Origin of the sequence: Sorangium aterium (assembly GCF_028368935.1) — a bacterium.
In the GTDB taxonomy this organism is placed as follows: domain Bacteria; phylum Myxococcota_A; class Polyangia; order Polyangiales; family Polyangiaceae; genus Sorangium; species Sorangium atrum.
In genome coordinates, this window is record NZ_JAQNDK010000003.1 from 391,940 (window position 1) to 412,522 (window position 20,583).

Genomic DNA, 20,583 nt, shown 5'->3' on the forward strand with positions numbered 1-20,583 from the left:
GATCATGCGCGTCGTCGATGCCCGCCTCGCGTCCCGGATCCTCGATGGCGCGCGCCGGGGCCTCGTGCTGTCGCTCACCGACGACGACGGGCGCGTCGGCCTGGGCGAGGCCACGCCGCTCCCGGGCTTCTCGCCCGACACGGCCGACGAAGACGAGCGCGCGCTCGCCGAGCTGCCGGGGGCGATCGGCGCGATCGACCCGCCGGCCGAGGGCGCGACACCGGCGGTCGCGGCGTCCGCGATCCTGCGCGCGCTCGCGCCGCTGTCATCGCGGCTGCGCCATCTCCCGGCGGCGCGCTTCGCCGTGGAGACGGCGCTTCTCGATCTGCTGGGCCAGCGCCTCGGCCTCTCGATGTCGGCGTGCCTCGGCGGACACCGGCGCCACGCCGACGTTCAGGTCAACGGCCTGCTCACGACCTCGGTGGCGCTGCCGGAGATGCTCGAGCGCGCTCGCGCGCTCGCCGCGCGCGGCGTCCGCGCGATCAAGGTGAAGCTCCGCTCGCGCGGGGAGGACGGCTTCGCGCGCGACCTCGAGGCGCTGCGCGCGCTGCGGCGGGAGCACCCGGGCGTCGAGCTCCGGCTCGACGCGAACGCGGCATGGTCGCTCGACGAGGCGCCGCGTCGGCTCGCGCTCCTCGCGCCGCTCGGCCCGCGCTTCGTCGAGCAGCCGGTCGCGCCGGAGCTCCTCCATCACCTCGGCGCGCGCGAGGTCCCGTGGGCGGCCGACGAGTCGCTCGCGGTCGAGGGCATGCCGGAGCGCCTGCTCGAAGCGGAAGGCTGCGCTGCGTTCATCCTGAAGCCGGCGATGCTCGGCCTGCTGCGCGCGCACGCGCTCGGCTGCAGGGCGCAGGCGCGCGGCATCGACGCCGTGGTGACGCACCTCTTCGACGGGCCCATCGCGCTCGCCGCCTCGTGCGAGCTCGCGCTCGCCTTGCCGCGCCCGCCGCTCGCGTGCGGCCTCGACGCGCACGCCGGTCTGGAGGCGTGGCCCGCGATCCAGATCCCGCAGCTCCGCGAGGGCGGCCTGGTCGCGGCCAGCGATCGGCCCGGCCTCGGCATCCGGCCATGGACGGCCTGAGCCTCCTCGATGCCGCGCGCGATCCGGCGACCGCCGCCCGGACAGCGATCGTCCACGGCGGCGCCGTGGACGACGCGCCGCGCGCGATCGACGTCCCCGTTCTCGGCTTAGGCCCCGGCGGCGCTCTCCGCTTCGGCGAGCTGGCACCCGCGGTCGCGGCCGTGTGCGCCCGGCTCGCCCGCGCGGGGGTAGGGCCGGGAGCCCGCGTGGCGCTCGTCGCCCCGAACGCGCTCGGGACCGTGGTCGTCATCCACGCGCTGCTCGCGCTCGGCGCCGTGCTCGTCCCGATCCACCCCCGGCTCACGGCCGGCGAGGCGAGCCTCCTGATCGACGACGCGCGCCCCGACCTCGTTCTGCGCGCGCCGGCGCTCGCCGCCCTGCTCGACGACGCCGCGCCGGAGATCGGCGCGCTCCGCGAGCGCGGGGCGCGCGCCGCCGAGGCCGCGCGCGTCCCGCCCCCGGACACATCCGGCGATCTGGCGATCGTCTACACGTCGGGCACCACCGGGCGTCCCAAGGGCGCGGTGCTCTCGCGCCGGGCGATCCTCGCCGCCGCCGAGGGGAGCGCGGCCAACCTCGGCGTGCGCGACGACGATCGCTGGCTGCTCTGCCTTCCGCTCTGCCACGTCGGTGGCCTCTCGATCGTGACCCGCTGCTTGCTCGCGCGGCGCGCTGTCATCCTCGCGCCGCGCTTCGATCCCGCCTCGGTGCTCGCCTCGATCGTCCGCGATCGCGCGACGTTGCTCTCCGTGGTGCCGACGATGCTGCTCGCGCTGCTGGAGGCCGATCGCGACAACGTCCTCGCCCGGCTCCGGGCGGTGCTCGTCGGCGGCGCGGGCGCTCCGGAGCGGGCGCTCGATGAGTGCGCGCGCCGCGGGATCCCGGCGCTCACCACGTACGGCCTCACCGAGGCGTGCTCGCAGGTCACCGCGCAGCGCCCGCGCGATCCGCGCACGAGGGAGCCGGGCTCCGGCTCCCCGATCGCCGGCGTCGAGCTTCGCATCGAGGGCGCCGGCAGCGACGGCGTGGGCCGCATCGAGATCCGCGGCCCGGTGCTGTTCCGCGGCTACTACCGCGGCCCCGACCGCGCGCCGGAGCTCGCGGTCGACGGCGCCGGGTGGTTCGGCACCGGCGATCTCGGCGCGCTCGACGCCGCCGGGCGGCTGCACGTCGCGGCGCGCCGCAGCGATCTCATCGTGACCGGCGGCGAGAACGTCTACCCCGCCGAGGTGGAGCAGGTCCTCGCGTCCTGCGCGGGCGTCGCCGGCGCGGTGGTGTTCGGCGTGCCTGACGAGCGCTGGGGCCAGGTCGTCGCCGCGGCGATCGTCCCGGATCGGGGCGCGCCCGGCGCGACGGGCAGCGCCGCGCCCTCGCCCGCATTGCTCGGCGATCTTGCGGCCGTCGTCGCGGCGCGGCTCGCCTCGCACAAGCGCCCGCGGCGGCTCTGCGCCGTCGCGGCGCTGCCGCTCACCGCGGCCGGCAAGCTCGATCGCGCCGGCGCGGCGGCGCAGCTCGCGGCTGCGCTCGCCCCGTTCCCACCGCGCTAGCGCCCGGCGCGCCGTCCGGCAGTCGTCGCTCGGAGCGGCTATGCGAGCGCGCTGCGCAGATCGCCCGGGAGCGGGCACGGCGTGAAGCGCGCGCCGTCGATGCACACGTGCACGGTCTGCCCGATGGCGGCGACCCGGCCCGCCGTCGTCACGCGGTAGCCCACCGTGAACGACGTGTCGCCGAGCTTCGGCGCGAGCACCTCGACCTCGATGGCGTCGCCGAACCGGAGCGGCAGGAGGTAGTCCGCCTCGGCGTGGACGAGCGGCAGCTTGATCGTGCCGCCCGCGATCATGGCGGGGAGGTCGACGCCTCGCTCCTTCAACGCGATCATGTAAGCGTCGCTGAAATACTCGAGGACCCGCGGATAGAAGACGATCCCGGCCGCGTCGACGTCCTGGAAGCGCACGGCGCGGCGCTCCACGGCGAGGCGCGGCGCGGTCTGCTTGAGCTCATCGACGCTGAACGCGCGCTTCATCGCGCCGCAGGGTAGCGCAGAGGCGCTGCTCACGTCGCGAGGAGCGCGGTGCTCCGCCGCACCGCGGCGCCCTCCTTCTCCGGCTCTGACGCGGGCGGTCACGTCGGACCGGCGGCGCTTCGTCGCGTCGTTCCCCTGTCCCTTTCCGCTCGCCGTCGTCCGTTTCGCGGTCCATGCTCGCCCGCGATGGCTGACCGACGTCCCGGCGGTCTCGGGGCCGGGTCCCGCAGGCTGCGTCGCGCCACCGCGAAGGAGAGCGAGCGCCGCGCGATGCGATGCCTCGCGGCCCGAGCGCCGCGCTCCCGCGGCGTGGTCGCGGCGCTCGCCTGCCTCCTCGCGGCGTGCTTCGCGGCTGCGTGCGAGTCGGCGCCGGCGTCGACCCCGACGCCGATGCCCTCCCAGAGCCCGCCCGTCGCTGCGCTGCCGCGGCCTGCGTTCGCGGAGTCCTCGGCGCCGACCGGCGCGGCGCACGCGTCGAACCCGCTCGGCCTCCCCCCGTATCCGATCAAGCTCGAGCCAGGCCGCCGCGTGTTCGCCTTCTCGGACCGGATGCTCGCCGGGGCCAAGCTCGGGTCCACGCTCGTGCTGTACGCGGGCACGGTGGTCGGCTTCGACGGCGACGACCTCATCGTCGAGGGGAGGGGCGGACCGTCGTACAAGGTTCACCCGGGCTACGTCATCCCCGTGCCGGACGCGCCCCGCCTCCGGCCCCACGACCCGCTGCTCACGGAGTGGAACGGCGTCATGAAGCACGCCGTCCTCACCCGCTTCGTGAAGGACAAGATCGAGGTCCGCTACACCGACATGGACCCGCGGACCCCGCTCGCGCAGCTCAAGGGCGTTCGCTTCGTCGTGCAGACCGCGGGGCTCGCGCCCGGCAACTTCGCCGCATGGAAGGACGGCGAGACGTGGCGCCACGTGCTGCTCGTGTCGCGGCTCGGCGGTCCCGCGGCCGAGCCAGGCGCCGTCCTGACGTCGCTGTCCAGCAGCTCCGCGCGGTGGTTTGCCCTCGGTTACGGCGGCGCCGCGCTGCTCGCCGACGAATCGGCGCTCCGTCCGCTCCCCGTCAAGCCGCAGCTCAAGATCGGGGCGAGCGTCTGGGCCGAATGGGTCGGCGCGCTGCGCCCAGCCGTCGTGCAGAGCGCCGAAGAGACAGGCCTGTACACGGTGAAGTTCGAGCGCGCCGGGCGGCCGGCCACGGTCGGCTGGGGGCTGCTCACGCCGCCGCTCCAGCCGTAGCCGCACGGCGCCCCAAGAGCGCGTCGCTCGAGCCGCCACCCTGGCCGGCGGAGCCGTCCCGACTCATGGCGAGCTTCCGACGTGGGCGAACGCCGGATCGCGATCTCGCCGCGTCGCGGAGCGGCGATCTGGAGTCGAGCAACGTCGCTCGCACACAGCGATGGTGCGCAAGACACTACGCGTTTTCGCCCGACATGGAGAGTGGTAAGCGCTGTAGTATGGATCTCAAGAGCGCATGGCTGGCGACGCGCCAGTGGGTCCCTTTCACCCTCAGGACCATGGCGTACGGCACAGTGTCTCTGACGCTGGGCCCCCTCACGCCGCAGCGCTCGGCGAGCCTGTGGGCGATGCGCCGCTGGTGTCAGGCGAGCGCGCGAGGGCTCGATATCGAGATCCAGGCGAGCGGGCTCGAGAACGTCCCTCCCGGGGTGTTCGTCTACTGCTCGAACCACCAGAGCCTCCTTGACATTCTGGCCCTCGGCGCCGTTCTGCCAGGCGATTTCAAGTGGGCCGCCAAGCGCTCCCTCATGAAGATCCCGTTCCTCGGCTGGCACCTCCGGCTCGCGGGCCATGTGCCTGTCGATCGCACGGTCGGCTCCCGCGCCGCGGTCGAGGCGATCGCGCGGTTCGAGGAGGTGCTCAGGAGCGGCAAGCCGCTGCTCGTCTTCCCCGAGGGGACGCGGAGCGAGGACGGCATCCTCCGGGAGTTCAAGAACGGCGGCTTCTATGCAGCCGTCCGCGCCGGCGTGCCCGTGGTGCCGGTCGCCATCGACGGCACGCACCTCCTCATGAAGAAGGGCGCCATCGACACCGGCGACGGCACCCTGCGGATCGTCCGCGTCCGGGTCGGCGCGCCGATGGCCGTGCGCCCGGACGGCCGCGAGGGCGCGCGGGTCAACGAGCTGCGCGAGCGCGCCCACGCCGCGGTGAGCGAGCTCCTCCGCTCGATCGGCGGTCGCGTCGAAGCGCCGGCCGGCGCCGCGGCCGCATCGGAGGCGCGGGCGAGCGGCGCCCGGACCGAGCAGGCGTCCGGCTGACGGGCGGACGCGCCGGCGGGGGTGGATCAATCGCAGAGGCTGGGGAGCGCGTCGATCTCGGCGAACAGCTCGTCGTAGCCGTCGATGCGACGGCCCCCGTGCGACTCATCGTCGAACCGATAGAACACGCGCTGCGCGAGCGGCATCACGCCGGCGTTGTCGTAGGCCTCGGCGTCGGTCGCCGTGTTGCCGAAGGCCCACGCGGGCATCATCTCCCTTCCGTCGAACAGCCGCTCCAGCTCCGCTGTCTTGTACTCCACGGCGCGGTCGCCCACCGCGCCGGTCAGGCTCAGCGTGGTGTGCACGATGCCAGGCGGGAAGCCGTACGCCTCGAGGAAGTCGCGCGTGCGCTGGACGAGCCACTCCGGCCGCGCGGTCAGGTACATCGGGCGGTAGCCCTTCGACGTGAGCCGGTGGAACGCCGCCGCGGCGTGCGCGTGCACGTCGGGCAGCTCGCCGAGGAGGAGCGAGGTGAACTCCTCGGTCTCCGTGCCGGTGAGCGTCCCATCGACGTCGCTGACGAACACCGGGGCGCCCCGCTGGACGACCTCGATGAAGAGGTCGGTGCTCGAGAGGTCGCCGCGGACGACCAGGTGGACCCGGTGCCGGCCCGGACCGAGCCGCTGCGCCGCGGGGATCTCGAAATAGACGCGGCCGCCGTCATCGCTGACGCCCTCGACCGCGCGGTGCGCCGAGTCCGCTTCCGTCGTGGTCGCCGAGCCGAGGCGCTCCCACGCGCCGCCGCAGCCGCGGAGCAGATAGATGTCGACCCGCTCATCCTTCAGGTCCTTGTCCGTGATCCCGTAGGCGAACTTTCCGATGATCCACTGCGGGTCATCGGGCGTCAGGTAGAGATCGCGTCCGCGGTGGTTGGGGCTCCCAGCACCGGCGATGAGGTACGAGGACGGGTGGTTCCACGCGAGCTCCTCGCCCGGATCCGGCGGCGGCGCATCGCACGCCGGAGGTGGGTTGCAGAAGGCCCCCGGCGCCCCGTCGCCGCTCGAACCGCCGTCCTCGCCGCTCGGTGCGCCGCCGCCGCCATCGCCCTTGCCCCCGCCGCCATCGCTCTGGCCCCCACCGCTGTTCTCGCCGTCGCCATCGCCGCCCCGGCCATCGCCATCGCCGCCCTGGCCACCGCCCCCGTCGCCGCTCGGCGCCCACTCGAGCGTCGCGTCGGCCGATCCGCAGCCGATCGCGAGCACTGTTGTCGCCATGACAAGTAGGTTCCTGGTCTGCATCGGGCCCGAGTGTGACCGAGTCGCCCCCATTCGAACAGCGACCTCAGGTCGTCGATGGCCCCGCTGTGGACCGCGCTCGCCCCTTGCGTGCTGGCCTGACTCGGGGCAATCGTAGCTGCCCTAACGATGCCCAAGCCCGACCCGAAGGCCCTGCTCCGCCACGCCGGTGACTATCTCAAGGCGCACCCCGAGGAGATCGCGAGGGCGCTGCGCGGCGCGCTCCGCCTGCGGTTCGGCGTCCCGATCGATGCGCTGCGCTATCTGGCGAGAGAGCTCAGCGGCGGCAAGCGCGCGCCGAAGGACATCGTGATCGAGGCCGCGCCCCCGGGCCTGCGCCTCGCGCTGACGGTGAAGGTCATGGGCGCCCCGATCCGGGCCTCGTTCACGGCCTTCGCCGAGGAGCTCGACGTGCGCGCGGACGCGATCCAGGTCGGCCTGCGGATCGCCGACCTCAAGCTGCAGGTGATGGGCGACGAGGCCTCGCCGATCGCCGGGCTGATCGGCTCGGGGGCGATCGACCTGAACAAGCCGGGCGATCTCGTCTCCTTCATGCCCAAGCGGCCCGCCGCGCTGATCGACGCGAAGGATGACAGGATTACCCTGGATCTCCTCAAAATCCCGGCCCTCGGCGGGAATCCGACGGTCGCGCGGGCGCTGCGCATCTGCGCGCCGGTGCTCGGTGTCCGTGCGCTCAAGACCAAGGATGACCACCTGGACGTGCACCTCAAGGCCACCCCCTCCGGGGTCGCCGCCGCGATCGCCGCGGTGCGCGCGGGCGTCTGATGCTCTTTCCGCTGGGGGCCGTCGCCCGCTAGACTTCTCCGTGCATGTCTCGGCTCCCCGAGCCCGCGCCGGCTGCGCTCTCGCTTCAGTTCCTTGCAGAGATCGCGTCCGGGGCCACCACCCGCGTTGATCTCTGCAGGTCGGCAGGTCCGCACCGGCCTGGGGAGCTGCTCGCCGTCAAGCGGCTGCACCCGCACTTCGCCGAGGATCAGAACGTCTCCACCCGGTTCCTCGACGAGGTGCGCACGACCGCGGCGCTCAAGCACCCGAACGTGGTCGAGGTCGCGGGCTGGGGGACGGACGAGCAGGGATGGTACTTCGCCGTCGAGCTCGTGCAGGGCGTGAGCCTCGCGCGGCTCATGAAGACCGTCTTCGACACGGGCGAGATGTTCTCCGAGCGGCTCGTCGTCCACGTCGGCGCGACGCTCTGCCGCGGGCTCAGCGCGGCGCACGAGCTCCGCTCGCCAGGCGGCGCGCTGCTCAACCTCGTGCACCGCGATCTGACGCCGGGCAACGTGCTCGTCGGCTTCCAGGGCGAGGTGAAGATCGCCGATTTCGGGCTCGCCAAATCGTCGCTCCGCGTGATGACGACGGCCGTCGGGGCGCGCCGCCGCGTGACGACGTACATGGCGCCGGAGCAGGCCCGCGGGGGCGCCGCCGACAAGCGCTCCGACCTGTTCTCGCTCGGCGTCGTGCTGTTCGAGCTCTTCACCGGCAAGCACCCGTGGCCGTCGACGAGCGACTACGAGCTCCTGCGGAGCATGTCGACGCAGCCGGCGGCCGATCTCCGGGAGCTCCGGCCGAAGATCGACAAGGAGCTCGTGTCGATCGTGATGCGCTGTCTCGAGAGGGACCCGCCGTCGCGCTTCCAGAGCGCGGACGAGATCCTCGCTCGGCTGGAGGGCTGGCTGCACAGCCACGGGTACCACGAGGGCAACGAGGAGGCGCTCGGGCGCTTCGTGCGGCGCAACGCGATGAGGCAGATGCGCTGGTTCGAGCGCGCCGTCTCCGGCGGCTTCGCCGGGGTCGCCAAGGCGCCGCGCCCCTCGCTCTCGACGGCGCGGGCGATCCCGCGCCGGCCATCGGCCGATCCGCGGGGCAGGGGGGCGAGCGCCCCCGGACGGCAGCGCGGCGACGGGGGGGCGCGCGCTCAGGCCGACGACGCGACCGACATCGAGGCGCGCCGCGGGACGCTGTCCCATTCGCCGACCGGCCTCACGCCGAGCGACGTGGACGCCGCGGACGACGATCTGGGCCGGCGTGGTGCCATGGCCTCCGAGACGGCCGACGAGGCGACGGTCGTCGTCGGCAGCAACGGCAGGGGGCGCGCCGACCCCGGGTCCTCCAGCTCGGGCGGAGGACGGCGGCGCAGCAGCCTGCCCTCGTACGGATCCATCACCGAGCGGGACAGCGAGCCGCTGCCGATGTTCGGGAACGAGCCGCGCGCGACGCCCGGGAACGAGGCGACGCCCTCGATCTCGAGGGTGGCCGCGTTCGCCGTGGATCATGACGCCGACACACCGCTCACGGCGCAAGGCGCGCCGGGAGGCGCGCGGCCGCTGCACGCGGAGGTCGACCGCCTCACGACCGAGGCGCTCCGGCTCCGCGAGGAGGCGCGCTTCGCGGTCGCCCACGCCGAGCGCAAGCTGGCGCTGGCCAAGGTGGCTGCTCACCTCTCCGAGATGGCCACCGAGGCGCTGCGCCTCTCCGCGAGCGCCGCCCCGGAGCGCGCGTCGCACCGCCTCGACGAGGCGCTCGCGCTCGAGCGGGCGATGCACAAGGTCATGTCCACGCCGCTCACGCTCGCGCCCGAGACGACCGCGCTGCCTGTCGCGTGGGGCAACGAGCAGCGCTCCATCCTCGCCCAGCTCGGCCTCGAGCACCTGGCACCACCCGCCACGTCGAGGCCCTCGGACTTCGGCGCGCCCCCGCATCGGCTGACTCCGGCGCCCGGGGACGCGAGCGCGGCGCAGCAGCTCATGGCGACCGGCCCCGCGAGGAGCGACGCGGCAGGCGTGCCATCCGCTGCGCTCGCCGTCCGGGGCGACGCTGCGGGCGACGCGATCGGCCCGCCCACCGCTGCGGACGCTGACGCGTTTCAGGCCAGCCTCCGGCCGATGCTCCTCGGCGTGCCGCGCGCGCTCGCGCTCGCCGTCGCGGCGGCGGCCTTCATGGCGTTCGTCTTGCTGGCCTGGTTCTATTCCTGAGCGCCGCTGCGCCCGCGAGCGCGCGACGCGCGACGCGCCGCGCGCCGAGACGTCGCTTGATCCCGGCGGGGCACGGCGGCTACCGTCCTTGGATCATGAGCGAGCAAAGCGACTGGGTGCTGATCGGCCTGGATGAGACCACGGCGCGCCGGCAGGGGATCCCCGCGCGCATGCCGGTGCCTCGGGGTGAGTTCGAAGGGCTGGCCGACAAGGGGCTCGGCATCGACGCCGCCCGCAAGTGGATCAAGGACTTCCTCACGAACTCCGAGCCCGGCAAGAGCGGCGTCTGGCGCAAGCAGAACAGCACGCTCGTCTCGCAATTCGAGGCGTTCCTCGACAAGGCTCCGGTCTGGGAGCGCGCGCAGAAGGCCTTCGGCGAGCGCGACTACGAGAAGGCGATCTCGGCGCTCAAGCGCATCATCACGATGGATCCCGATGATCACGCCGCGCGTCTGAACCTCGCCTCGGCGCAGGCGAACATGGGCGATCACCCCGCGGCGCTGAAGAGCTTCCAGGCGATCCGAAAGACGTTCCAGGGGGACGCCGACTACCACGTGGCGGTCGGGCAAGTGCACCTGGCGATGCAGAAGAAAGACGCCGCGCTCGACGAGATGGTGCTCGCGCTCGAGGCGAAGCCCGACTGCCAGCCGGCGCTGGATGCGATGGTCCAGCTCGGGGTCCTCACGCCGATCTACGAGAACCCGCGCGACGCGGCCTCGCTCGTCTACGTGCGCTCCGACGCGGTGCTCGAGTACCTCGCGGGCCAGTGGGACGCGGCGCCGCGCGACGGCGCCTTCTATCTCGAGCAGCTCGCCTACCACGAGCGCGAGCTCCGCCACGACGTCGCGCTGGCCGCGGCGGAGCGCGCCGTCGCCGCCTCGGGCGAAGGGGCGAGCGGCGAGCGCGCGCACCTCGCGCGGATCGCCGCGCTCCGATCGCTCGGGCGCACCGACGAGGCGCTCGCCGCGGCCGAGGCCTTCGTCGCGACGGCGCCGTCCTCGTCGGGCGCCTGGGTCGAGCTCGCCAAGTGCCTGTCCCAGGCGGGCCGCGGAGCGGAGGTGCCCGCCGCGGTCGAGCGCGCGCTGGAGAGCGACCCAGGCGATCTCGCGGCGCTCTCGCTCCGGTTCTGGCCGAGCGATCCCGCGGACATCCAGAAGGTCAACGAGGCGATCCCCGCGCTCGCCGCCTTCGTCGCGGCTCACCCCGAGAGCGCCGGCGCGCGCCGTTCGCTCGCCCGCGCCGAGCTCGTCGCAGGTCGGATCGACGACGCGCTGGCGGGCTTCGCGGCGGCCGTCGCGCTCGCGCCCGGGGACGACGATCTCCGGGCCGAGCACTGGACCGAGCTCGGGAAGCAGCAGCGGTACCCGGACATCATCGCCGATGCGGCGAGGCTCTCGGATCTCGCGAAGCGCGACTGGAAGCTGCGATGGAACGAGGCCGAGGCGTACGCCGCGCTCGGCAAGAACATCGAGGCGCGGGCGGCGTTCTCGGCCATCAACTTCGACGAGTCGCTGCACGTCGACGTGCGCCGCAGGGCCAAGCGCGCCGTCAAGACGATGGATGAGACGCCGCCCGTCGTGCCGTGACGCCGAGCCGCGGGCGGCGCGCGCTCAGAGCGAGCCGGAGACGCCGAGCCCGACGGCGTCGCCCGTGACGATCGGCTTCACCGAGAGGGAGACGTCGTTGCGGACGAGCTTCTTCTCGGGCGCGGCGAGGCCGCCGATGAACATCGCGGCCCCGGCGACCTGAGCCAGCCCGTCGACCATGAGGACGAAGACGCCGCCGCCCTTCGCATCGGCGGTGCCGACGGTGATGAAGGGGCCGGCGAGCGGGATGTAGAGCGGGAGGTAGCTCTCCCCGCTGCCGCCGCTCGCCCTGTCCGCGCTCTCCGCGACGAGCCCGACCATCGCCGAGAGGATGTAGGTGACCCCGAACGTCACGGCGCCGCCGATGACCAGGCCGCGGCGCGCCCTCTCCTCGACGCGGTAACCCTCCGGGACGGCCTGCCCTTCCTCGTAGTTCATGATCCTCGGGCCGACCGGGTACGAGCCGGGGGTCGAGGCGTATCCGGGCGGCGGGGCGTAGCCCGGAGGCGGGGCGTAGCCGGGAGGCGGGGCATAGCCCGGAGGCGGGGCGTATCCGGGAGGCGGGTAATAGCCGGGCTGCTGCCCGTAGGGGGCAGGCGCGCCGTACGGCGCGGGGGCTCCGTAGGGCGCGGGCTGCGGCTCGGCGCCGGCAGGGGCGGCTGCGCGCGGCGGCGCGGACGCAGCAGGAGGCGCCTGCGCGAAGGCGGAGGGGGCGCTGAGCAGGAGTGCGGCGAGAGGTGCTGCGCTGGCGAGGAGCGCTCGCCACGGATGCGTCGGGGCGCCCTGTCCGGGATGGATCGTCATGGTCAATGACGCTAACGCAGCTCCGTCGCCAAGGTCCAGACGAGCGCAGGTCGCCGGCGCGTGGCGTGTGTGCTCCAGGGCCGCGCCTAGGCGCGCGTGCGCGCGGGCTCCATGGGCTGGTGCCTCCTGACGGCGCCACCGTCCTTGCGCGCCTCGAGCTCCGGCGCGTGGTGGTCCTCCAGGAGCGGCGGGATCTCGCCCGTGATCAACCGTGAGGCGCGCTGGTAGGTCACGTAGGACAGGGCCCACGAGAACAGCACCAGGAAGCGGTTACGGAAGCCGATCAGGAAGAGGATATGGACGAACAGCCACGCGAGCCACGCCAGGAACCCGGAGAGCTTCAGCTTGCCGAAGTCGGCGACCGCCGCCGCGCGCCCGATCGTCGCCATGGATCCCCGGTCGTTGTACCGGAACGGCAGCCGCGGCAGCCCCCGCAAGGTGCGCGAGACGTTGCGCGCGGCGTGGCGCCCTCCCTGGATCGCCGCGGGCGCCACGCCGGGCACGGGCGTCCCGTCCTCCTGCTTCAGCGACGCGAGGTCGCCGATCACGTAGATGTCCTCGTGACCCGGCACCGTCAGGTCCGGCGCCACCAGCACGCGCCCCGCCCGGTCGAGCGGCGCTCCGAGGGTGCGGGCGATTGCCGACGCCGCCACGCCGGCCCCCCAGAGCACGGTCCTGGCTTCGATCCGCTTGTCGCCGATCGAGACCCCCTCCTCGTCGATGCCGGTGACGCGGCAGTTCGTCCGCACCTCCACATTGAGCGCGGCCAGCTGCTGTTTCGCCTTCTCGCCGAGCTCCGGGACGTACGACGGCAGCACCTGCCCGGCCCCTTCCAGCAGGACGATGCGGGCCTTGCTCGGGTCGATGTGCCGGAACTCGCGCCTGAGCGTGTGCCTCGAGAGCTCCGAGAGGGCACCGGCGAGCTCGACGCCCGTCGGACCCGCGCCCACCACGACGAACGTCATCCAGGCGCTCCGCCGCGCCGGATCGGGCTCGCGCTCGGCCGCCTCGAAGGCGACGAGGACGCGCCGGCGAATCTCGAGCGCATCCTCGACGGTCTTGAGCCCGGGCGCGAAGGCCGCCCACGCGTCGTTCCCGAAGTACGAGTGCGACGCCCCGGCCGCGACGATCAGCTTGTCGTAGCCGAGCTCGCCGTCCTCGAAGATCACCCGCTTCTGGACGGGGTCGATCGCCTTCACCTCGGCGAGGATCACGCTCGTGTTCTTCTGCTTGCGCAGCACGTGGCGGATGGGCGTGGCGATGTCGCTCGCGCTCAGGCCCGCCGTCGCGACCTGGTACAGGAGGGGCTGGAACGTGTGATGGTTGTGCCGGTCGATCACGGTCACGCGTACCGGCTCGCGCCGGAGCGCCCGCGCCGCGTAGAGGCCGCCGAAGCCGGCACCGATGATGACGACGTGCTCCATGCCGTGGCCCTGGTTCCCGTGTGCCACCGCAGCAAGAGCAGGAGCCGCAGATCTCCCGATTTGACCCTGGACGTGAAGGCGGCGCCCTCGCTCGTTCGCGGGACGGAGGCCGCGAGATGGCCGCTCGCGATCCCCTCTCGTCGGCGTCGCCGTCCGTTCGTCGGGCAGCGCTTGCGTCAGGCGCCCCAGGCGGTGCGCAGCAGGGGCCGATCGATCGCCATCGGCCCGGTCAAGCGGCTTTGCCCTGGGCGATCCACTTGTTCATGAAGACCGCGCTGAGCTCCCACCCTTGCCGCAGCTCCTTTTCGGCGCTGCTCTCGAGCATGCCGCCGACGCCGAACACCTTCGCTTCGATCGTGATCTCGGCGGTCCGACGCACCTTGTTGTCGCCGATGGCCTCGGCGCGCACCACGCCTTCGTTGCGCATCTTGTCGGCCAGGGTGCTTGGCGTCAGCTTGAAGGTCCACACCTTCGTCGCCTTGTTCAGCCTGCCCTCTTCGGTGTAGCGGAACCCGGAGCCGAGCAGCTTCTCGACGGGGCCGGGCAGATTCATCTTCGGCTTCCCGGCCGACCTCCGGATGATCTCCGTCGCCGTCTCGACCTGCTCCGTGATCGTGAACTCGGGGAAACCGAGCTCCTTCCTGTAGAGCTCCTCGTTGAATGTCTTGTCCAGGAACAGCTTCCAGAACGTCTCGAGGTTGCAGTTGATCTCGTGTGTGAGGGTGAACTTGCCCATGGGATCGTTCCTTTGCGGTGCGCGGGTTCGATGACGTCTGGCTCTGCGTGTACCGCAGCCCGTACGTGGCGTCCATGTCTCGGCCGGGACCGCTGAACACGGGATCTGCGAGGACAATGCGTCCGTCTGCGTTGCGCGCGTCGGGCGATGCGGGCGCGGGCGGCGGGCTTCCAGCGCTTCTGCATCCGTGCGAGCATGACGCTGTGACGTGCATCCTCGTCATCGACGACGACGCCGCGATCCGATCCATGTTCGTGCGTTCGCTCCGCCCGCTGGGCGAGGTCGAGGAGGCGAACGGCGGGGCGCCGGCGCTGCGCCGGCTCTCCGCGCGCAAGTTCGATCTCGTGGTGCTCGACCTGCACATGCCGCTGGTCGACGGCTTCAGCGTGCTCGAGTCGCTCTCGGCCAAGGGGGCGCTGAACCGGGACACGCCCGTCTTCGTCGTGACGGCCGATGAGTCGCAGCAGGCTCGTATCCGCGCGCTGCGTCGGCACGCGATCTTCCTGCTCTCGAAGCCGGTGAACCTCGCCATGCTGGTGTCGCTGGCGGAGTCCTCGCTGAAGAAAGCCGCCGCCCGCGCCACGCCGTCCCCGCCGTCCGAAGAGGCGCAGCCCGAGAAGCCGAAGGAGCACTGAGCGCGATCCGCCGGCCGTGCGGGAGGCCGCTGCGGCCGGTCTGAAGGCGCTACCGCGGCGCCAGGTCGAGGGGCGGCGCAGCGGGGCGCGGCCGCGGCGGCGCCTGGCCGGGGACGGGCCCGCGCGGCAGCGCGGGGGTGGGTGGAGTCGCCGGCTGCGCGGGCTGGAGCGAGGGCCGTGGCGGAGGCCACCCGGTGACGGATGGCGTCGGCAAGGGTCCCGGGACGCGCGGCGCAGGGGTGACCGAGGAGCCCGGGTACGGCGTCCCCGGCGCGGGTGCGGCGCCGGGGATGTACGCCGGCTGCCCGCTCGGGAGAGGGGCGCCTGCGTCGGCGGGGACCGCGGCATCCGCGGCCGCGTCGGCCGCGTCGACCTGCGCGGCCGCGTCGACCTGCGCGGCCGCGTCGGCCGCGTCGACCTGCGCGGCCGCGTCGGCGATCTGCTCGGCCGCGGCCGCGTCGATCGGGGCCGCGGCATCGGCGACGGCGTCGCTCGCGACCGTGGCGGCCGTCGCCGACGCGCTCGGCTTCGCCGCGGCATCGGCGCCGGCATCGGGCGTTTGCACCGCCGGTACGGAGGCGCTGGGGCTGGCGGACGGCACCACCACACGGCCGAACGGCAGGCGGCCGGAACGCGCGAGCGCGAACGCAGCGGCCGCGATCAGGCCCAGGACGATCAGCGCGAGCAACGCCACGCGGACGAAGGACCACGTCGCAGGGGCCGGGCGCGCGCGGCGCTCGGGCGCCGGCGCGACAGCGCTCGCGGGGCCGCCCGCGTGCGCCGCCGGACCGACGTGAGCCGCCGGCCCCGGGGGCGCCGGCGGCCCCACGTGCAGCGGCGGCGGGATCAGCGGCAGCGGCGAAAGCCCCGCCGGGAAATCGAACGGCGAGCCTGCCCCGTCCGGGTTCGACTTGCGGGTTGCATCCGGATTCGACTTGCGCGTCGCGTCCGGATTCGACTTGCGCATCGGATCGGCGTTCGCGCGGCGCGGGCTCGTCGGCGCCGGCATGCGCGAGCTTGCCGGCCCCGACATGCGCGAGCTCGCTGGCCCCGACATGCGCGAGCTCGCGGGCCCCGACATGCGCGAGCTCGCGGGCCCCGACATGCGCGAGCTCGCGGGGCCTGCCGGGGACGAGGGCGGCGCCGCGTCGGCCGCGCCCCCGCCCTCCGTCGCCTCCGGGCCGTCCTGCAGGATCGGCAGCATGGAGATGCGCCGGAGCATCACCTCGGTCGCGTCCTCGGGGCGCGAGGCCTGCGGCTTCTGGGGGTGGGCGCGCTCGGCGAGGATCCGATCGAGCTCGTCGAGCGCCTGATCGATCCGCTCCTTGCGCGCCTCGGCGACCCCGGGGAGCAGATCGCGGACGAGCTGGCCCACCTGTTTGTCGGTGTAGCTCTCGCGGACCGCGACGCTCACCTGCTCGAGATCGCGGCGCAGCTCCGCGGCCGTCTGGTACCGCTCGTTCGGGTTCTTGGCGAGCGCGCGCATGATGATGCGGTCGAGCTCCGGGTGGACCTCGGGCATGATCTCGCGCGGCGGCTGCGGGTTGCGGTTGGCGATCTGCTGCATCGCCTCCAGCGGGCCCTTGCCGCGGAACGGCGTGTGGCCCGTCACCAGGAGGTAGAGCAGCACGCCCATCGAGAAGAGATCGCTGCGGCGGTCGAGCGCCCCGCCCATGACCTGCTCGGGCGAGAAATACCCCGTCTTGCCCTTGATCGCGCCGACGCGGCTGGTCTGCGCGCGCGCCCGCGTCTTCGCGACGCCGAAGTCGACGACCTTGACCATGCCGTCGAACGTCACCATCACGTTCTCCGGCGTGACGTCGCGGTGGATCAGGTTGAGGAGCTCGCCCGTGTCGTCGCGGACCTCGTGCGCCGCGTGCAGCCCGGCGCACGCGGCGATCATCACGTGGAGCACCCAGCCGAGCGGCAGGAGCGCGCGCTTCGCCTTCTGGTTCGAGAAGATCTTCGCGATCGGGGCGCCGTCGATCCACTCCATCGCGAGGTACGGCCGATCGCGGACCTCGCCGTACGCGAGGATGTGCACGACGTTCGGGTGGAGGATCCGCGACGCGGTGCACGCCTCGTCGAGGAACATCGCCCGCGCGTCGTCATCCCCGCGCATCGCGTCCGACAGCAGCTTGACGGCGACGATCTGGACGGACCCGTTGGGCCGCCTGAGCCGCGCAGCCCACACGGCGGCCATGCCGCCCACGGCTGCCGGGAACAGCAGCTCGTAGGGGCCGATCGTATCGCCCGGCTGGAAGTTACCGGGGTCGTCGTCGTTCCAATCACTCCACGGATCTTTGGCCACGCGCTCCCCCACCATGTCGGAAGACGTGCAGCGCGACAAGACCTGGCGCTCGGCCCCGTCTTCCCGCTCCCCTGCGCGGCGCCGCCGGTGTCAGGCCCGGCGACGCTCGCCTACCATGCGCTCGAGCCGCCCGAGCGCCCGGACGAGGACGTCCTCGCTCGGGCCGAAAGAAAAACGGACGTGGTGGCGGAACCGCGACGGCCGCCCCGCCCGGCGCTTGCCGGGGTTGACGTCGAAGAACTCGCCCGGCACGACGATGATCCGCTCCCCGAGGGCCGCCCGGAAGAAGCCGTAGCCGTCGGAGAGCCCCGGGGGCAGATCCGCGACCGAGCCCCAGACGTAGAACGTGCCCTCGGGCGCCGCGTCGACCGTGACGCCGAGCTTGCGCAGCCCCTCGAGCATGATCTCGCGCTTGTGCGAGAACGTCCGGTGGATGGCCGTCGTCTCGGCGCGGGTGTGCTCGATGGTGAGCAGCTCTGCGGCGGCGCGCTGCATCGGCTTGGAGCCGCCGCCGTCGAGGAAGCTGCCGGCGCTCGCCACCGCCTCGATGACCTCGCGCGGCCCCAGCGTCCAGGTGACGCGCCAGCCGGGGTAGCGCCAGTTCTTGGTCAGGCCGTCGAAGATCACGACCGGATCGCGATCGACCTCCTCGACGTAGCGCGCCGCGCTCTCCATCGGGGCGACGTCGCCCATCCCGTAGACGTAATGCGAGTAGAACTCGTCGAGCAAGAGCGCGCAATCGAGCTCCTTCGCCGTGCGGACCCAGGCGGCGAGCTCCTCGCCGCGCACGTGCTTCCCGGTCGGGTTGCAGGGGTTCGAGGCGAGGATCGCGCTCAGCCCGCGGCCCAGGATCTCGCGGCGCAGGTCGCCGACCGAGAACGAGTAGCCGCGCTCGCCCTCGAGCAGGATCGGGATCGGCGAGAACAGCCGGAAGACGTCGAGCAGCTCCTCGTACGCTGTGTAATCGGGGAGGAAGTGGCCGAGGTTGATCTGCCCGAGCGCCGCCGCTGCGCGGGTGAGGGCGATGCGACCCCCGCCCGACACGGCCACGTTCTCGGCCGTGTAGCGCGACGGCATGCCCCGCCGGTAAGCGCGGTTGTAGAGCGACGCGATCGCCTCGCGCAGCTCCCAGAGGCCGGCCACCGGCGCGTACTCCTGGTCGTCTCCGGAGATCGGCACCGCCGCGCAGCGCGGGGGCGAGCCCGGGAGCGGGCCCGTCTCCGGCTGGCCCTGCCCGAGGTTGCACCAGCCGTCCGTCCCCTCGTCGGCGCCTGCCTTGAACCCGAGGCGCGCGGCCTCGGTCGTCACGTAGATGACGCCCGTCCGCGGGACCTTCCGGAAAGCGTGGACCGCCCGCTCGTCGCCGCGCGGCGGGGCCGGCGTGTTCCCCCGGTCGGCCGGCGCCCCAGGATCGCTGGGCCGGGCCTCGTCTCCCTGGAGATCGCCTCGCTCGTCGGGATGCTCTCGCTCTACTTCTGTCATCGTTCGTTTCCAGGCACTTCCAGGCATGAGATGCGCTGCCGTGGTGATCCAGCAGGAGGCGAGCGCCTCAGGCCTGCTGGGCCGTCGGCTTTCCGCCGTCCTCGCTCGCCGGCTCGGGCTGCCGCGCCCACGGCATCGTCTTACCGGAGAAGATCCAGAGCAGGTAATAGCAGAAGGCGAGTGAGACAGCGGTGAGCACCGTGTACTTGTCGTCGTTGTAGTTGAACGTGATCCAGATGAACTGGCTGAGCGCCGCCAGGCCGAACAGGGGCACCTCGATCTGGCGCTTCACCCGGGTGAGCGGCGCGCTCAAGATCATGAATGAATAGTAATAACAGGTGAGCTGCGAGAGCAGGATGACGAAGATCTGGGCGAGGCACTGGGCCACCCACAGCGAGCGGACCCGCCGGCACACGTAGACGAAGCCCGCCAGGGACGCGGCGATGATCCCGTAGGCGATCCAGCGATATTTCGCGTAGCGCTCGTTGCGCATCCGCTTCCAGACCTCGAACGGATCGACGAGCTTCGTGTCCTTCGTGTACTTCATGCGGCCGGACTCGACGCCCGTACCGGGCTCGTGGGAGACGAGCACGCGGAGGCCCATGTGGTTCGTCAGCGGCGTCTGGTCGTGCACCTTGAGCGTGTGCTCGTAGAACTGCCGGTACGAGTCCGAGCCGGAGACCTTCATGCTCACCGGAATGAGCACGGCGGCCGCGAGGGCGCCGCCGATCAGCACCTGCACGTGCGACCTCGCCATGCGCTTGTGGCGGACGAGGTGAATCCCGGCGACGGTGAGCCAGCCGATCACGGGCAGGCCCGGGAAGATGCGCAGGAGGCCCGCGTACACCATGCTCGCGCCCGCGAGCTTGAAGTAGCGCTTCCGGATGAGGCAGGCCGAGAGGACCAGGTAGAAGAGCCAGTCCTGCCGGAGGAACGCGCCGCCCGTCCAGTAGAACGGCGCCGACGACTGGCACCCCCAGAAGATCGCCGCGACGGCGAAGACCCGCCACCCGAAGGCCCAGTAGAGGGCGGCGAACATCCCGAGCAGATAGAAAATATCGAAGCTGGCGAGGAACTGGAGGTAGCGGGTGCTGGCCGGCTGGAGGTCCGCCCAGAACTTACCCATGATCGTCCAGACCGGCGGCGGGTTGTAGCCGTGGTCCTTCTGCATGTCCTCCCAGTAGCCCTTGTCCGAGGCCGTCCGGAAGAACTGCACGTCGGCCTTGAACGCATCCCAGCGCTCCGGTGCGAAGTGCGCCTTGCAGATCTCGGGGTTGGCGAGCACCTCGCTCGCCGGCATGAGGAGGTTGTCGCCGCCGAGGTTCCGGATCTTCTTGTCCGGGTGGCGGACCTCCTTCGACATGTCGAGCTTGACCTGCCGCCCCGTGTCCTCGTTCGTGTACGTGACGAGCCCCAGCTCGTCCTGCGCGATCAGCGCGCATTTGTAGAGGCCGTCGTACCCCATCTCCGGGAAGTACTTGGCCCCCATGTAATAATGGAACTGATCCCAGCGGTGGTAATACTTGGGATAGCCGAAGCGGAAGCCGTTGAAGTACGCGATGATGGCGGCGACGCCGAGCGCGACGCCGGCGAACCGCTTCCAGCGCTCCGCGATCGGACGGCGCATCCCCTCGCGGTGCGTCTCGTAGAAGACGCAGAGCGCGGCGCCCATCGCGATCGCCACCTTCGCCATGTCCACGGCGCGGGCGTGCTCGTCGATGTACCGGTCCAGACCATAGAAGAACAGCGCGACGCCCGCGGCGACCGTGCTGTACCGCGCGAGCACGCGGAAGCGCGCCGGGGTGAACCAGTTGAGCGCGAACGCGACGCCGAAGTAGGCGCAGAGCGCGATGACGATCTCGATGACTTGTTGTGACGTGAGCTTCATTGCCTGCGGTTCGATCGGGATCGAGGTGACGCGGGATGCGCCGGCGGGCCTCTTCGCCGGCCTTCCGCGGCAGCGCGCCCGACATCGGGCGCTGCTGCCGCCCCGACCCGTC

16 protein-coding genes are annotated in these 20,583 nt (G+C 72.5%); 8 read left to right on the plus strand and 8 right to left on the minus strand.

Annotated elements, in window-relative coordinates; all coding sequences use genetic code 11:
- Nucleotides 1–4 precede the first annotated feature (4 nt).
- Together POL72_RS25850 and POL72_RS25855 are read left to right on the plus strand one after the other, a co-directional pair.
- On the plus strand, nt 5–1,078 hold the full coding sequence (locus POL72_RS25850; RefSeq protein ID WP_272098233.1) for a mandelate racemase/muconate lactonizing enzyme family protein: 1,074 nt from the start codon (nt 5–7) through the stop codon (nt 1,076–1,078).
- Nucleotides 1,066–2,625: an AMP-binding protein gene (locus tag POL72_RS25855; protein WP_272098234.1), complete on the plus strand. Its 1,560-nt coding sequence runs from the start codon at nt 1,066–1,068 to the stop codon at nt 2,623–2,625. Before POL72_RS25850 ends, POL72_RS25855 begins: the two co-directional genes overlap by 13 nt.
- Nucleotides 2,626–2,663: 38 nt before the next feature.
- Here the strand turns inward: POL72_RS25855 and POL72_RS25860 are convergent, their stop codons facing one another.
- Nucleotides 2,664–3,101 (minus strand): acyl-CoA thioesterase, encoded by a 438-nt coding sequence (locus tag POL72_RS25860; protein WP_272098235.1) that lies wholly within the window; start codon nt 3,099–3,101, stop codon nt 2,664–2,666.
- A gap of 270 nt (nt 3,102–3,371) precedes the next feature.
- On the opposite strand from POL72_RS25860, the gene POL72_RS25865 reads away from it, so the two are divergent.
- Together POL72_RS25865 and POL72_RS25870 are read left to right on the plus strand one after the other, a co-directional pair.
- Nucleotides 3,372–4,340, plus strand: a complete 969-nt coding sequence (locus POL72_RS25865) for a hypothetical protein (protein WP_272098236.1) — start codon at nt 3,372–3,374, stop codon at nt 4,338–4,340.
- Nucleotides 4,341–4,558: 218 nt separating this feature from the next.
- Nucleotides 4,559–5,377: a lysophospholipid acyltransferase family protein gene (locus tag POL72_RS25870; RefSeq protein WP_272098237.1), complete on the plus strand. Its 819-nt coding sequence runs from the start codon at nt 4,559–4,561 to the stop codon at nt 5,375–5,377.
- Nucleotides 5,378–5,403: 26 nt separating this feature from the next.
- Here POL72_RS25870 and POL72_RS25875 read toward each other — a convergent pair whose 3' ends face one another.
- Nucleotides 5,404–6,591, minus strand: a complete 1,188-nt coding sequence (locus POL72_RS25875; protein ID WP_272098238.1) for a lipin/Ned1/Smp2 family protein — start codon at nt 6,589–6,591, stop codon at nt 5,404–5,406.
- A gap of 150 nt (nt 6,592–6,741) precedes the next feature.
- Between POL72_RS25875 and POL72_RS25880 the strand changes: the two genes are divergently transcribed.
- The 3 genes from POL72_RS25880 (at nt 6,742) to POL72_RS25890 (ending at nt 11,191) form a co-directional block, all read left to right on the plus strand.
- Nucleotides 6,742–7,398: a hypothetical protein gene (locus POL72_RS25880; RefSeq protein WP_272098239.1), complete on the plus strand. Its 657-nt coding sequence runs from the start codon at nt 6,742–6,744 to the stop codon at nt 7,396–7,398.
- Nucleotides 7,399–7,442: 44 nt separating this feature from the next.
- Entirely contained in the window at nt 7,443–9,605 is a 2,163-nt protein-coding gene (locus tag POL72_RS25885) for a serine/threonine-protein kinase (protein WP_272098240.1), read from the plus strand.
- Nucleotides 9,606–9,700: 95 nt separating this feature from the next.
- Nucleotides 9,701–11,191, plus strand: a complete 1,491-nt coding sequence (locus tag POL72_RS25890) for a tetratricopeptide repeat protein (protein WP_272098241.1) — start codon at nt 9,701–9,703, stop codon at nt 11,189–11,191.
- Nucleotides 11,192–11,215: 24 nt separating this feature from the next.
- On the opposite strand, the gene POL72_RS25895 is transcribed toward POL72_RS25890, so the two are convergent.
- The 3 genes from POL72_RS25895 to POL72_RS25905 form a co-directional block, all read right to left on the minus strand.
- A complete protein-coding gene (locus POL72_RS25895; RefSeq protein WP_272098242.1) occupies nt 11,216–11,995 on the minus strand; it encodes a hypothetical protein in 780 nt (259 codons plus the stop codon).
- An 86-nt stretch (nt 11,996–12,081) separates the two neighbouring features.
- Complete coding sequence (locus POL72_RS25900; protein WP_272098243.1) at nt 12,082–13,419, minus strand: NAD(P)/FAD-dependent oxidoreductase; 1,338 nt, start codon at nt 13,417–13,419, stop codon at nt 12,082–12,084.
- 229 nt (nt 13,420–13,648) lie between these two features.
- Nucleotides 13,649–14,155 carry a DUF2505 domain-containing protein gene (locus POL72_RS25905; RefSeq protein ID WP_272098244.1) on the minus strand — a complete coding sequence of 169 codons (507 nt, stop codon included), beginning with the start codon at nt 14,153–14,155 and terminating at the stop codon, nt 13,649–13,651.
- Between the two features lie 203 nt (nt 14,156–14,358).
- Between POL72_RS25905 and POL72_RS25910 the strand changes: the two genes are divergently transcribed.
- Nucleotides 14,359–14,790: a response regulator gene (locus tag POL72_RS25910; protein WP_272098245.1), complete on the plus strand. Its 432-nt coding sequence runs from the start codon at nt 14,359–14,361 to the stop codon at nt 14,788–14,790.
- Nucleotides 14,791–14,839: 49 nt separating this feature from the next.
- Here the strand turns inward: POL72_RS25910 and POL72_RS25915 are convergent, their stop codons facing one another.
- From POL72_RS25915 to POL72_RS25925, 3 genes are all read right to left on the minus strand, one after another.
- Nucleotides 14,840–17,101, minus strand: a complete 2,262-nt coding sequence (locus tag POL72_RS25915) for a serine/threonine-protein kinase (RefSeq protein ID WP_272098246.1) — start codon at nt 17,099–17,101, stop codon at nt 14,840–14,842.
- Nucleotides 17,102–17,191: 90 nt separating this feature from the next.
- Nucleotides 17,192–18,583, minus strand: coding sequence for a pyridoxal phosphate-dependent aminotransferase (locus POL72_RS25920; protein WP_272098247.1), 1,392 nt, complete (start codon nt 18,581–18,583; stop codon nt 17,192–17,194).
- A gap of 67 nt (nt 18,584–18,650) precedes the next feature.
- Nucleotides 18,651–20,471 (minus strand): hypothetical protein, encoded by a 1,821-nt coding sequence (locus tag POL72_RS25925; protein WP_272098248.1) that lies wholly within the window; start codon nt 20,469–20,471, stop codon nt 18,651–18,653.
- Between the last annotated feature and the right edge of the window lie 112 nt (nt 20,472–20,583).